Here is a 13331-nt window from a genome sequence, read left to right as displayed (position 1 = left end):
CAAAATCCTATACGCAAAGGCCTCCTCGTTTGTTACAATAATAGAACGAGTATTGTAATAGAGGGGGATGCGTATCGTGGAAGAAATAATTATCGAATTGGCGAAAGGAATTGGACGTTTTTTCCTTCACCCAGCAATTTATATTACGCTTCTTTTCTCCATATTAATTGGTTATTTTCGTGTCAAGAGAGAGAGAAAGCATTTCCGTACTAGAATTCTATGGGGGTGGACAGAAGCCAAGCATTTATTTGATGGTTATGTTTGGGCAATTATTCTTTCCATTATTAGTGTAGGGATAGGACTAGTCGTACCAAATTCTTGGTTATTTGTTTATAGCGCATGGATGATCTTGTTTGTTTTATTATTTATGTACCAGCTTGGTTCTGCAATTTATGCAATGGCATTAGGAGCTGTTACGTTATATATTATGAATCTGTATGATTGGTCATTTAATATTATTCCGTGGAATTTAACTGGTATGGATTTTTTCCAAAAATCTATCGTGACCATCGCAGTCTTAGCAGGGTTACTATTAATCATAGAAGGAATTCTTATACAAAAACACGGAGCACAAAATGCTTCTCCTAAACTAGTAAAAACACCAAGAGGAATTGAAGCAATTGAATATGTTACAAAACGGTTGTGGATACTACCTATTTTATTAGTCATTCCAGGTGATGCGATTTCTTCTTATATTCCATATTGGCCGCAATTTACACTTGGAGAATCGACATTCTCATTGATTTTATTTCCATTTGTTATAGGATTCCAGCAAAAGAGCAGAAAAACACTTGCTGTAGAATTTTTCCCTAGCCTTGGAAAAAAAGTTTGGCAATTAGGAATTATCGTGGCTGTAGTAGCGGCAGTTGGCTATTTTATGCCTTTAATAAGTGGACTTGCATTGATTCTCGGAGCCATTGTAAGATTAGTCATTTCTTACATAGCTTATAAAAAAGAAATGGCAGGAACGTTTGCTATCTCCCCGCAATCGGACGGTGTTATGATAGCCGGAGTCCTTGCTGACTCACCAGCAGAGAAAATGGGTCTATTAATCGGTGAGAAAATTGTCAAAGTAAACGGACAAAAAGTAACAAATGAACAAGAGTTTTATGAAGCAGTTCAAATAAATGCTGCACATTGTCGCTTAGAAGTACTAGATATTAGCGGAGAACTTCGTTTACGCCAACATATTTTGTTTAGACATGATCACTATCGTCTAGGCTTAATATTAGTAAGATAGGAGATGACTATGGAAACTTTATCAATATCAACTCAAGTTACATTAGCCATTTTTACTCCAGCATTGCTTGTTATTCTTTTTACACGTGTTACCTTTAATCATTATGTGGCATTATTATTGACCGTTGCTCTATTTGCCGCATCTGTCTATGCTGGTTACACGCATAGATGGTGGATTTATATTATTGATGCAGCATCATTGACTTTAGGTTTTTGGTACGCAACACATATGAAAAGTCGAGACAAAAAGAAAAAATCCACCTCTTAAGAAGAGGTGGATTTTTTCTTTTGGAATGTATTGTCTTTCATTGAATTGTTTTATTTTTATCTGGTGTTTTCAGGCTACCGTAGTGAAAAGAGCAACTCATCCAGCGGAAGCTTATGCGTATTGTATAGCAAACGCATATCCGACTAATCTTTATGTTGTCGAAACACACTTCATAATCCGAAAGATAAAGAATATAAATTACAATATTAATCTTTCAAATCGCAAACGCCCATACCATCTGCTTTTGCTTTACGAGCTAAGGATGCATTAAATTCTTTTCTGATTTGATGAAGTAGTTTTGCATCTGTTAATATTCGATAACCGGTTGTAGCTAAGACTTTAGCTCCCTTGATTAGTGCTTCATCCGCAGCTTTAGATTTGGCAGCTTCACGGAATTCTATTGTATGGGCGACTAAATCATCTGGTCCAATTTTAATGGATGGTCTTGCAGTTGGTACTACGTAGCTAATATTTCCAGCATCCGTAGAGTCATTGTAATGTTTACTTTCTGTGTATACTACTTCTCCAATAGCTTCAAATTCCGAATGAATAACCTCATCTAACACTGAATTTACTACAAAATCTTGCACCTCATTTTGAAAACGTTCGATTTTTACAGAAGTTCCTGTTACAAGTGTTGCTCCGTTAGCAAGGAATCGAACTTTTTCGGAGATTTCCTCTGTTTTTTTCCAATTCTTTGCGCTGACATGAATACGAGCAGAGGCAAAGTAAGGGATAATGTTCGGTGAGTCACCTCCATGCGTAATAATTCCATGTATGCTAACATCAGATGGTAATTGTGAACGAAGCGCATGGATTCCGTTGAAAAACTGAACGACAGCTTCCAATGCATTTATTGTTTTATTAGAAGCTGCTGTTGGGTGAGTAGCTTGTCCAATAAAATGAAAATCTAATGATTCCAGAGCAAGTGTTTCGCAACTTAAAGTAGTTTTGCTTGAAGGGCTAATTATTAAAGCCACATCTACATCTTCTAGATAACCGAGCCTTACAAAGTTTCCTTTTGAACTTCCTTTTGATCCACCTTCTGCTGCGGGAGTACCAAGGACGATTATTCTTCCACCGGTTTCGTTAAGCATTTCTGCTAGAGAGATGCTAGCAGCCACACTTGCCGTACCAATAATGTTATGTCCGTCGGCATGTCCAATTGAAGGTAAAGCGTCGTATTCTGCTAAAAAAGAAACAGTAGGTCCCTCGATACCGCTATCCTTAATCGCATAGAAAGACGTTTCATGCCCTGCTATTCCTTTTTCGACTTGAAAATTTGCACTTTCTAATAAATCAATTAGCGTAGAACTAGCAAAAAATTCTTCGTTTCCGATCTCAGGGTTTTCATGTATTTGATGACTTATTTGAATATATACATTCTTGTTGTCTTCTATTAATTTATGGAGATAGTCTCTTTTTTCTACTAGGAAACTCACTTATATCTGCTCCTTTTACATTTATTATTCATAACAAAAAAGAACCCTCCTAATCTTATCTTGTATGATAAGAAAAAGAGAGCTCTTCGTATGATCGAAAAACCTTCTTTTCTCATCTTTCAAGCATAAATTGCTTGCAGGAATTGGCACAGTTTTCATTCTGAATCTGCTGCCGAAACGTCATTGGGCCTGTCCCTCAGTTTCTCTCGATAAGAAAGTGATATTTTTATGTAAATTTTATAAGAACTAATTCCAATATTAAGTAATTTATTCCTAGCAGTCAAGTAGTATTTAAAAGATAAGACTATATACAGCTAAAACACCAATTGTTCCTAATACTACAACCATTACATTTGAAAAAATAATGGCAAGTGCGAATGCCACAATGGCTCCAATAATTCCAAATAATAGATTACCTTCTTGAACATATAAAATAGCTGGGAAAATTAATGCTCCTAATACTGCAAATGGAATATTACGTAATACTCCTGAAACAACAGGAGGTAATTCTTTACCTTCTAAAAAAGTTAAGGGAAATGCTCGCGGAATATAGGTAACAATAGCCATTCCTAATAGCATCCACCAATACCATGCTTCCATTCCATTATGCTCCTTTCGCTAAGTTTTTTCCTCGTAGTCTAGTCCTCTTTTGATGATTGGCATATATAATTTCTACAAAAATAGAGGATGCTAGGGTAGCGACTAAAATAGCCCATCCTGTCGATAATAATTCTGTCCAGTAAAAAAATCCGTTTATAATAGCTGCAATGAGGGCCAGCATGACTACTTTGCGGTTTCCTCGCATAGAGGGTACTAGAAGACCAACGAACATTGCATATAGAGCAATCGACATGGCCGCTTGTAAAAATGCTGGTAGATTGGCACCTATAACATGTCCAACCGCTGTAAATACAACCCAACTACCATATGCGATAAGCGCAACACCAAATGCAAAAGAAGTATGTATTTTTTCATCCTTTTGAGTTGCTAATACGGAAAAAGATTCATCTGTAATCCCAAATGCATATATTCCTTTGACCCATCTTTTTTCACTATGCATCTTTTCATTGAGTGCAGCCGTCATTAAAAAGTGTCGAATGTTCACGACAAATGTATTTAAAACGATTAAAATAGGATCAACACCTTTTGCTATAAGCGTCAGTGACATATACTGAGCAGCGCCGGCGTAAACAAAAATACTCATTGCTGTTGCTTCAATAATGGAAAGTCCAGTGGTTTTTGCCAATAAACCAAATGTTAATGCAACTGGAAAATAGCCGATAGCAATACTCGTACCGGCTTTTAAACCCTTTACGAATGAATTATTATTCATGTCGAATTTCACCACCTTCAATTATGATAGTGAACAAATTATACTATATCTATAAAGTTTTATATAGTTGAAAATTGGGAAGAGTATAAATATACATAGAAGAGGAGAGTTACCATGCCAAGTTGGTTATCATTCGAAACTTTATCTAATTTAACACAAGATTACCGAGCACTTGGACCACTATTTGGGCTATTACTACCTTTTCTTGAAGCATTTTTGCCGTTTCTACCTTTAGTAGTTTTTATCGTGGCGAATGTGACTGCCTACGGAATTTTGTTTGGATTTTTATTATCTTGGGCAGGTTCGGTTGCAGGTGCTTATACCGTATTTTTAGTTATTAGAAAATATGGACGAGCTAGAGTTTTAGGTTTTATTACAAGGCATGAAAAGATTCAAAAATTAATATTATGGGTAGAGAGAAACGGTTTCGGACCATTATTTTTACTTATTTGTTTTCCATTTACACCCTCCGCACTTGTGAATATAGTTGCGGGTCTATCTAATATGAAAAAAAATACGTATTTATGGACAGTTGTCTTAGGGAAACTAATTATGATATTAGTGGTAAGCTTTATTGGTTCCGATATTAAAGCGCTCATTACACAACCCTTAAGAACAGCAATAATGATTGGAATAATGGTTATACTATGGTTTGTTGGAAAAGCTGTGGAGAAAAAAATTGATAAGAAAGTAGATGCAGATTTTAGATCAATTCGCGATGAAAGACGAAATAAAAAGGAGAAAAGATTTGAGTAATACACAAAAAGAATTGCTGGAATGGTTAGTGGCCATTTTCATTGGAATTTTAGTAGTATTTATTGTTCGTTCTTTCATTTTAACGAACTATGAAGTAGTCGGGGAATCAATGATGCCTACACTTCATGACAAAGATAAAGTATTTGTGAGTAAGCTTTCTGATATAGACCGCATGGATATTGTGATCTTTCATAGCGACCAAAAAGAAGACTATGTAAAACGTGTCATTGGTTTACCAGGTGATACTATCAAGTATGAAAATGATAAATTGTACGTAAATAATAAAAAAGTAGAAGAAAAATTTCTTGCGTCTTATCCTGCATATCAGAATTCGGAAGAAAATTTTACCGAAGACTTCGATTTAGAAGAGTTGACTGGAAGTAATAAAGTTCCTTCAAACAAGTTATTTGTGTTAGGAGATAATCGGATATCCAGTTTAGATAGTCGTTATTTCCAATTTATAGATCAAGAAGAAGTCATTGGAGAAGTAAAAATAAGATATTGGCCGTTTTCCAGAGCAACTTTAAATTTTGACTCCGAATAATTTCACACTCTACTGTATGTTTTGTACAATAGTAGTAAGAGATTATTCGGTTTTTTTAATTTTCTAAGCGGTAAGAAATTTTTTTTATTATTTTAGACTCTGTTAATAATTACTGATTATTTTTAACCAATTGAAATCTTTGAACAGATACATCAACAACTATTGGCATTCACGCTGGCCGCACGTCCGCATGAGCCGCTGTATGCCCAAGGCGCATACATCTGTCTCATACGGCACGTCATGCGGCTGGCAAGGCGTAAATGCCAGTGACCCCTATTGAAAAAGTCGAAGTCTATTCTATAATAAATTGTTTTGAATGCAGCTCCTGATTACTTCTTAGTGTTTAGAAAAAACTTTTAAGATGTGCGCCTTACACGCCGCTAGAGCGCGAAGAAGGAGACCACGTAAGGGATGTGGGAGCTACGAAGGAGCGACTCATCCTGCGGAGGCTCATGCGAAGCGTGCGGCAAGCGTACATCCGTGCATCTGCACTATAAGATTTTGAAACACATTCTATTTAGCACATTATTTAAAGAAAGAAGGTGCACTTATGTCTTTACGAATTGTAACTGGACGAACTGGTTCGGGTAAAACAAAGTTTATGCAACAAGAAATCATTGATATATTACAAAAGGATTCTATCGGAGAACCATTATTTTATATAGTGCCGGACCAAATGTCTTTTTCTAGTGAATATTCACTTGCAGCTGATTCAGGACTTCCAGGGTTAATACGTGCACAAGTAACGACTTTTAAACGATTAGCTTGGCGAGTACTACAAGAAACTGGTGGAATCGCAAAAGAGGAAATTAGCGGATTTGGTTATCGTATGCTAATTCGCAGTTTACTAGAGGAAAATAAAGAACAATTTAAGTTGTTTAACCGTGCAGCTACAAAAAGAGGATTTACCGATCAAATTGAGGTGCTTTTAAAGGAATTCAACCGTTATTGTTTAAATTATGACACAATGTCTAATGTGTTAAATGATTTAGAAAATGTACAAGCACCTCAAACATTGATTGATAAATCATCAGACCTAGTCATGTTGCTTGAACTTATGGAGCAAAAGTTAGGCACGAGCTATATTGACGGAGAAGGATACTTGATGTTGCTAGCGCAAAAAATTAAAGATTCTTCGCTTCTCGCAACCTCCGAAATTTATATTGATGGATTCACTTCGTTTACTCCTAGGGAACTAGAAATAATCCAAGAGCTGATGAAAAAAACAAAACGTCTTACGATTTCTTTACCAATGGAGTCACTAGCTGATGCTCTTGATGAGCAATCCTTGTTTTTCCAACCGGCTAATACTTGTCAAAAGTTGTTAGATATCGCAAACAAAGAAAATGTAGAAATTGAACCGACAGAGCACCAAACAGAACAAAAACGTTTTGAAACGGTAGAATTAGCCCATTTAGAAGCAAATTTTGACCAGCTTCCACCACAAGTAATTGGGACAGAAGGAAATCTTCATGTAATAGAAGCTGCAAATCGACGAGCAGAGATTCATGCCATTGCGAGGAATATTCGTGTTCTCATGCAGCAAAATGATGTTCGATATAAAGAGATGGCTATTCTACATAGAGATTCGGAAACTTATGAGGGACTAATAGAAACTATTTTTGCTCAATATGATATTCCGGTTTTTATTAGTCGTAAGAAACCAATGCTACACCATCCACTTATTGAACTTAGTAGATCTGCCTTGGAAATAATTCGCTCGGATTGGAAATATGAGTCTATGTTTAGAGCGATTAAAACTGATTTATTTTTCCCTTTAAATGCTTCTAAAAGGGAATGGAGAGAGCGAGCAGATCGATTAGAGAATTTCGTCTTATCTTTTGGAATATACGGAGATAGATGGTTTGATGAAAAACGCTGGATTTATAAAAAGTATCGAGGTCTTGAATTTTATTCAAAAGTACAAACAGATGAAGAATTAAGTACTCAAGCAGATATTCATGCTGTGAGAGATATAGTGGTTAATCCTTTGAAGGTTCTTTCCGAACAATTGACAGTTAGTAATACCGGCATCGATATTGCTACAGCTTTATATACTTTTATGGAGACATTACAAGTTTACGATAAATTACAAGTATTAAAGCAGGCAGAAGAGGAAGAAGGTCAATTATTGCTTGCTACAGAACATGAGCAGGCGTGGAATGAATGGGTGGATGTGTTAGACCAATTCGTTTTAATGTTCGGAGAAAAAGAGATGTCACTGGAGGAGGCCTCCAAAATATTAGATGAAGGCTTTGATCAATTAGCCTTTTCAAGGATACCTCCTACCTTAGATCAAGTAGTCGTTGCAAGTGTTGACATAGGACGAGTTGTGAATATGAAGGCTACCTTTGTTATCGGTGTAAACGATGGGATCTATCCAAAACGTATGGATCATGAAGGACTACTTTCCGATATGGATCGGGAGTGGTTTAATCATATCGGATTTGAACTTGCACCAAGTTCTAAAATGCGCTTGCTAGATGAAAATTACTTAGTCTACAAAGCTTTTACTGGAGCATCCAACTATTTATTTGTATCGTATCCAATAGCAGATAGCGAAGGAAAGGCATTGCTTCCTTCCATGTATATTAAGAAGCTTCAGCAAATGATTGATAATCTTGAGATAGAGTTAGCAGTTATGGATCCAAGTGATTCAACGAATGCTGTTGTTGATCTATCAACCATTAGTCATCCACGTACTACGTTACCGTATGTTGTCATGCAGTTGCGTGAAGCACTGAATACAGGCAAGTTATCGGAAGTTTGGCAAGCAGTGTATAGCTATTATATGGATGATCCGTATTGGTCTAAACTAATGAAACGAATAACACGGCCTATGATACATGGGAATAAAACCGAAAGACTTTCACAGGATATGACATCTGCTCTTTATGGAGAAACAATTATTTCGAGCGTTTCAAGAGTAGAAAAATATTACAGCTGTCCATTTGCCCATTATGCATCATATGGATTGAAGTTAGAGGAGCGGGCTGAATATCATTTGGAGCCGCCGGCAATGGGTGATTTGTTTCATGCGGCATTAAAATGGATATCAGATGAAACAAACCGTTTAAATATTATGTGGGGAGATTTATCAAAATCCCAATGTATGAAGCTTGCTAAACAAGCAGTAGATCACATCGTACCGGTATTTGTCCATCAGCTTTTGTTAAGTACAAATCGATATCGATATATTCAACGAAAATTAGAGCAAATTGTAGCTTCTACACTTATTGCATTAAGTAAACACTCGAATGTTTCTAGCTTCGTTCCTATATCTGTTGAAGCAGGATTCGGTCCTGGAGAAGCATTGCCCGCATTAGAAATACCACTAAAAAATAGACGAAAAATGCAATTACGAGGCAGAATTGACCGAGTGGATGCTGCAAACATAAATGGGAATATGTTTGTGCGAATTGTCGATTATAAATCTTCTAAAAAAGGGATTGATTTGAACGAAGTGTATCATGGTTTATCACTGCAGATGTTAACCTATTTAGATGTTGCAATCGCGAATGCACCAAGTTGGCTACAAGAGGATGCTGAGCCTGCTGGAGTGCTATATGTACATCTTCATAATCCTTTTATTCAATCTAAAAAAGAGATGGCAGAAGCTGAGTTGGAAGAAGCAATTTATAAATCATATAAAATGAATGGCTTATTAATAGACGATTCAGAAGTCATTATGGAAATGGATGAGCAAATGGATGGCTTTTCAAAGGTTATTCCAGTTCGAATAAATAAAGATGGGAACTTATCCAAATCCTCATCAAAAGTAGTAGATACAGAAAATATGAAACTACTTCAATCATTTGTGCGTAAAAAACATGAACAGGCTGGAAATGGTATGAATGCAGGGGATACACGTGTATATCCATACCGTCTCAAGGATAAAATGCCATGCCAATATTGTTCGTATCAGAGTGTTTGTCAATTTGACCCACAAGATCCAGAACAACCAGTACGATTGCTTAAAGTAGAGCAACCTGACGTGGTGGCTGAAAAAATTAGAGAGGAGATGGGGACTAGTGAACATTCCTAATATGCCAGCAGAATTAACATGGACACCAGAGCAATGGAAGGCTATTTGGGCTAGTGGTTCTGATGTGCTTGTCTCTGCTGCCGCAGGTTCAGGGAAAACAGCTGTGTTGATTGACCGACTTATTCAAAAAGTGATTGCAAAAGAAAACCCGATTAATGTGGACGAATTACTTGTTGTGACTTTTACAAATGCTTCAGCTGCGGAAATGCGTCATCGAATGGGAGAAGCTTTAGAAAAAGCTATTGCTGAAGACCCATCATCGACTCATTTGCGCAAACAACTTAGCCTATTAAATAAAGCCCAAATTTCAACGCTTCATTCGTTCTGTTTAAATATAGTACGTCAATATTCCTATATGCTAGATATTGATCCAGGTTTTCGCATTGCTAACGAAACAGAAGCAGCCTTAATGCGTGATGACATTCTAGCGGAAGTATTGGAAGAGGCATATCATGTAGACAATCCAGAAGCCATGTATCGATTATCAGATAGCTTTACATCTGACCGAGATGACCAGTCCATTGAATTAATGATTGAGAAGTTATATACCTATGCGAGAGTACATCCAGAACCAAAAAAGTGGTTACAAGAAATACCAAAAGCATATACATTAGATGAGTTGATTACGATAGATGAGTTATCCTTTATTGAACCTTTGAAGCTCTCCATTGTTCATCAATTAGAATCGGCTATTGCTGTAACGGAAGAAATTCGTAAACTAGCGAATTTGCCAAATGGACCTGCTCCTCTTGCTGAAACAGCGATGAATGATCAAGGAATGATAAATGAAGCGATATCATTAATGAAAATTGGCTCATGGAAAGATGTGTACTACTATTTTCAAAACGTTTCCTGGGGAAAAGCTGCAACTATCAGAAAAGATTCTTGTGACGAAGCATTAAAAAAACAAGCCGCTGAAAAACGAAATAAAGTGAAGAAAATTGTAAATGATTTAAAAGAAGATTACTTCGCTAGAACACCTGAACGTTTATTAGATGAAATGAGATTGATGGCTCCTCAATTAAAAACGCTCGTTGAGTTGGCAATCACATACGGAGAACGTTACACTGCAGCTAAAGATGACAAAGGACTTGTCGACTTTTCCGATTTAGAGCATTATGCTTTAGAAATATTAAGCGAACGTCAAGAAAATGGGGAGATTGGGCCATCTGCAATTGCAAAAGAGTATCAATCCCGTTTTAAAGAAGTATTGGTAGATGAATATCAAGATACAAATAGACTTCAAGAAACAATCTTACAGTTAGTAAAAAGCGGTAATGAGCAAACGGGAAATATGTTCATGGTTGGTGATGTGAAACAATCCATCTACCGCTTCCGATTAGCAGAGCCAATGCTGTTTTTAGGGAAATATTTAGCTTTTGATTCACTTCCTCTTAATTCTGGAGTAAAAATAGATTTAAATGCAAATTTCCGAAGTAGAAAAGAAGTACTCCATGCAACGAATTATATTTTCCAGCAAGTTATGGGGGAAAGTGTTGGGGAGATCAATTATGATGACTCAGCTTCTTTAAAACCACAGGCTCCTTATGATGAAGCAGAAGCTGCAGTTGAACTTGCTCTTCTGTATGAAGTAGAAGATGGAAGCGCGGAAGTTGATGAGGAGGATGGAGAAGACGAAGTAGCGATTGCCGAAGAAGATTTAAAGAAATCGCAAGCTGAAGCACGTTATATTATCTCTAAAATTAATGATTTAATGGATTCTGGTGCAACTGTTTTTGATCCTTGGAAGAAAAAAAATCGTCCCGTACAATATAGTGATATTGTTATTTTAATGCGTTCTATGACATGGTCACAGGAAGTAACAGATCAATTCAAAGAAGCGGGAATTCCGTTATATGCTGAGCTTTCCAAAGGTTATTTTGAAGCAATAGAAGTGCTGATAATGTTACATACACTTCGGACGATTGATAATCCATACCAAGATATTTCACTAGCATCCGTACTTCGCTCTCCATTTGTAGGATTAACGGAGACAGAGCTTGCTTTAATTCGGTTGGCTGCTCCAAAAGAACCTTTTTATGAAGCTCTAAAGGTCTTTGTGTCAACAGGGAAAGATGGTATTTCTATTGAAACAGAAGAGAAACTACAACGATTTTTACTCCAGTTTGAAGATTGGAGAAACTTAAGTAGAAGAGGATCGCTAGCAGACTTGATATGGCGCATTTATTTAGATACCAATTACTATGAAATTGTTGGCTCCATGCCAAATGGAAAGCAGCGGCAAGCGAATTTGCGTGTCCTTCATGATCGTGCAGTGGATTATGAAAAGACTTCATTTAGAGGTCTCTTTCGATTTTTACGTTTTATCGATCGAATGAGGAAGCGTGGAGATGACTTAGGAGCAGCTCGAGCTATTAGTGAAAAGGAGAATGTCGTTCGAATGATGACGATTCATTCTTCAAAAGGATTAGAATTTCCAATTGTCTTTTTAGGAGGAATGGGAAGACCCTTTAACCAGATGGACTTTAATGAGAATTATTTATTTGATCAATCGTTTGGTCTCGCTGTAAAAGCAATTGATCCTGACAAACGTATTTCCTTTACTTCATTACCATTCTTGGCGATGAAAGAAAAGAAGCAAATGGAGTTAAAAGCTGAAGAGATGCGTGTATTGTATGTAGCAATGACTCGAGCTAAAGAGCATTTATTCCTAATAGCTACTATAAAAGATTTGGCTAAGACCCTAACAAAATGGGAGGATGCTCAATCGATTTTACCTGGAGAAATGCTACCGGGATATATACGGGCTAAGGCAAAAAGTTATTTAGACTGGATAGGTCCTGCTGTAGCAAGGCATGCGGACTATAATCAAATTGCTGACATAAATGAAGTAAATATAGTTGAAAGTGACTCAAAGTGGAACTTTGTCACTAAATGTATAGATGAGTTAAAGATTCGCTCAGAAGTAGAAGCATCCGAAAAAGTGTCGTTGGATACACTTTTGAACAAAGACATATCATCTATATTGCCGACAATTCAGCATCGTTTTGAAACTGCTTATCCTTTTGAACTTTCTACACATAAGCGTTCTAAACAAACAGTTAGTGAAATTAAAAAGATACAACTGTTAGAAGAAAGAGAAGAGGAAGATTACTTCCAAATGGGTAATACACTTGGCAAAACGAATCGAGTTGCAAAAAGACCATTTTTCCTTCAAAAAGAAGAAAAATTGACGGGAGCAGAAGTAGGAACAGCTGTGCACGCATTTATGCAAAATGTAGATTTAACCAATGTAAAAAGTGCAGAACAAATACAAGAATTTGTGGAGACACTTGGTCAAAGAGAAATTCTTACAAGAGCTGAGCAAGCTGCCATCAATCCAAAGAAAATGGTTCCATTCTTTCACTCAGAAATAGCAAATAGATTAATACATGCGAAAGAAATTATGCGCGAGTTTCCTTTTACTTATGCATTAGAAGATGAGGATGGCGATAGTCAAATTATTCAAGGGGTAGTAGACTGTCTCTTTCAAGAAGAAGATGGACGCTGGGTGTTATTAGATTATAAGACAGATCGTGTCCAGCAGTTAGTATCTAATGATACTATCCTACTTGAAGAAATGAAAAATCGTTACAATATCCAATTATCTTTATATGCACAAGCAATAGAAGCAATCATGAAAATAGAGATAAAGGAAAAAATACTTTATTTATTTGATATAAACAAAACAGTTAATTTATAGG

General features: G+C 36.5%; 9 protein-coding genes and 1 riboswitch. Of the genes, 6 read left to right on the top strand and 3 right to left on the bottom strand.

Annotated elements, in window-relative coordinates:
- The first annotated feature begins 67 nt into the window (after nt 1–67).
- Together P2Q73_RS04905 and P2Q73_RS04900 are read left to right on the top strand one after the other, a co-directional pair.
- Nucleotides 68–1240 (top strand): PDZ domain-containing protein, encoded by a 1173-nt coding sequence (locus tag P2Q73_RS04905; RefSeq protein ID WP_275784518.1) that lies wholly within the window; start codon nt 68–70, stop codon nt 1238–1240.
- A gap of 9 nt (nt 1241–1249) precedes the next feature.
- A complete protein-coding gene (locus tag P2Q73_RS04900) occupies nt 1250–1507 on the top strand; it encodes a CsbA family protein (RefSeq protein WP_053590268.1) in 258 nt (85 codons plus the stop codon).
- Between the two features lie 206 nt (nt 1508–1713).
- On the opposite strand, the gene P2Q73_RS04895 is transcribed toward P2Q73_RS04900, so the two are convergent.
- From P2Q73_RS04895 to P2Q73_RS04885, 3 genes are all read right to left on the bottom strand, one after another.
- Complete coding sequence (locus P2Q73_RS04895) at nt 1714–2949, bottom strand: M20 family metallopeptidase (protein WP_275784514.1); 1236 nt, start codon at nt 2947–2949, stop codon at nt 1714–1716.
- A gap of 109 nt (nt 2950–3058) precedes the next feature.
- Nucleotides 3059–3165, bottom strand: a riboswitch (SAM riboswitch).
- A gap of 75 nt (nt 3166–3240) precedes the next feature.
- A complete protein-coding gene (locus tag P2Q73_RS04890) occupies nt 3241–3549 on the bottom strand; it encodes an AzlD domain-containing protein (RefSeq protein ID WP_275784513.1) in 309 nt (102 codons plus the stop codon).
- Nucleotides 3550–3553: 4 nt separating this feature from the next.
- Nucleotides 3554–4282 carry an AzlC family ABC transporter permease gene (locus tag P2Q73_RS04885; protein ID WP_056827576.1) on the bottom strand — a complete coding sequence of 243 codons (729 nt, stop codon included), beginning with the start codon at nt 4280–4282 and terminating at the stop codon, nt 3554–3556.
- 114 nt (nt 4283–4396) lie between these two features.
- Between P2Q73_RS04885 and P2Q73_RS04880 the strand changes: the two genes are divergently transcribed.
- From P2Q73_RS04880 to addA, 4 genes are all read left to right on the top strand, one after another.
- The gene (locus P2Q73_RS04880) at nt 4397–5038 is read left to right on the top strand and encodes a TVP38/TMEM64 family protein (RefSeq protein ID WP_275784510.1); all 642 of its coding nucleotides are present in this window, start codon (nt 4397–4399) and stop codon (nt 5036–5038) included.
- Nucleotides 5031–5582 (top strand): signal peptidase I, encoded by a 552-nt coding sequence (gene lepB, locus P2Q73_RS04875; protein WP_275784508.1) that lies wholly within the window; start codon nt 5031–5033, stop codon nt 5580–5582. The genes P2Q73_RS04880 and lepB overlap by 8 nt, the downstream gene beginning before the upstream one ends.
- A gap of 550 nt (nt 5583–6132) precedes the next feature.
- Nucleotides 6133–9627 carry a helicase-exonuclease AddAB subunit AddB gene (addB, locus tag P2Q73_RS04870; protein WP_275784505.1) on the top strand — a complete coding sequence of 1165 codons (3495 nt, stop codon included), beginning with the start codon at nt 6133–6135 and terminating at the stop codon, nt 9625–9627.
- Between the two features lies 1 nt (nt 9628).
- Nucleotides 9629–13330 (top strand): helicase-exonuclease AddAB subunit AddA, encoded by a 3702-nt coding sequence (gene addA, locus P2Q73_RS04865; protein WP_275784806.1) that lies wholly within the window; start codon nt 9629–9631, stop codon nt 13328–13330.
- Nucleotide 13331: the final 1 nt, after the last annotated feature.

Origin of the sequence: Bacillus sp. Cr_A10, assembly GCF_029222665.1 — a bacterium.
Taxonomy (GTDB): Bacteria; Bacillota; Bacilli; order Bacillales_A; family Planococcaceae; genus Psychrobacillus.
Note: the sequence above shows the minus strand (reverse complement) of the source record. Positions and strands in the feature narration are given on the sequence as shown.